The following is a 1,418-nucleotide window of genomic DNA, read 5'->3' on the forward strand; positions in this document are numbered from 1 at the left end:
AGATCAGCCTGGGCATCAAGTCGGCAGCCGACGCGGGTGGTCGTACGTTCGAGGACCTGCAGTTGGGCAACGATGCATCGGTCAAAGTCACCGATACCATCGACGAAGTTGTAGCCAAGCTGACTGCGACCGACTCGGTTACCGAAGGTGGTCAGATCACCTACACCGTGACCCTGACCAACAAGGACGGCTTGCCAATTGACAAGCATGGCGCGCTGACCTTCACCCTGGACGATGGCAAAACCACCATCACCATCCCGGCCAACGGCACGACCGGCTCGGTCACCGTCGCCGCACCTGACAACGTCTACATCGGCGCCAACGACCCGGTCGTCAAATCGATCGCGGCGGTCAGCGGCCCGGATGTCTGGAAGTTCGAACAGCTCACCCTGGACAAGACCCCGGTCAGCACCGCAGTCACCGACGAGCCAGGTTCGGGTACGCCAGGCAATGACAACCAGGGTGACTTGGTACTGGTGAACATCGTGGCCAACCAGGTCTCGGTCAACGAAGCCACGCCACCCCTGTTCACGCTGACCCTGAACCGCGTGCTGGACAAGGACCTCACGGTCACCCTGAGCAACAACGCCACTGTTGTGTTCAAGGCCGGCGAGACCAGCAAGTCCTATGTCGCACCTGCCCAGGGCGATGACGTCTTCAAGGACGAAGGCAAGATCCAGATCGGTATCGTCAAGGCCGAAGTGCCGAATGCTACCTTCGAGAATCTGGTGCTGGGCGCGCCTGCATCGGTCGATGTCACCGACACCATCAGCAAAGTCACTGCGGTGCTGGCTGTGGATAACACCTCGGTCGTCGAAGGCGGGAAGATCACCTACACCGTAACCTTGATCAGCGAAGACAGCGACCTGCCGGTCACTGGCCACGGTGGCGTGACCGTCACCTTGACCGGTGGCACCCAGGTATTCATCGCCGCCGGCTCTGCTACTGGCACCGTCACCATCAATGCGCCAGATGACGTGTACGTCGGCGGCCAGCCTGCGGTCACCAAGTCGATTACCGACATCACGGTCGCAGGCGCCAAGCAATTTGAAAACCTGGTGGCGGACAAGTCGCCGGTTACCACGACCGTGCACGACGAACCTACCGGCCAGGGCGACCTGGTGCAGGTCAATATCGTCGCCAATCAGGTGTCGGTGAACGAAGCCACTGCGCCGACCTTCACCCTGAGCCTGAACCGCGCACTGGACAAGGACCTGACCGTTACCCTGAGCAACAACGCCACCGTTGTGTTCAAGGCTGGCGAGATGACCAAGACCTACACGGCTGCTGCGCAAGGCGATGACGTCTTCAAGGACGAGGGCAAGATCGAGGTTGGCATCGTCAAGGCAGAAGTGCCGAACGCCACCTTCGAGAACCTGGTCATTGGCGGCCCGGCTTCGGTCAACGTCACCGACACG

The 1,418-nt window shown here is 60.7% G+C and carries 1 protein-coding gene; it reads left to right on the top strand.

Annotated elements, in window-relative coordinates; genetic code table 11:
- The coding region (locus PFU01S_RS22290) for an immunoglobulin-like domain-containing protein (RefSeq protein WP_042139945.1) at nt 1–1,418 on the top strand (1,418 nt) is incomplete at both ends.

This window comes from Pseudomonas fulva NBRC 16637 = DSM 17717, assembly GCF_000730565.1.
Taxonomy (GTDB): Bacteria; Pseudomonadota; Gammaproteobacteria; order Pseudomonadales; family Pseudomonadaceae; genus Aquipseudomonas; species Aquipseudomonas fulva.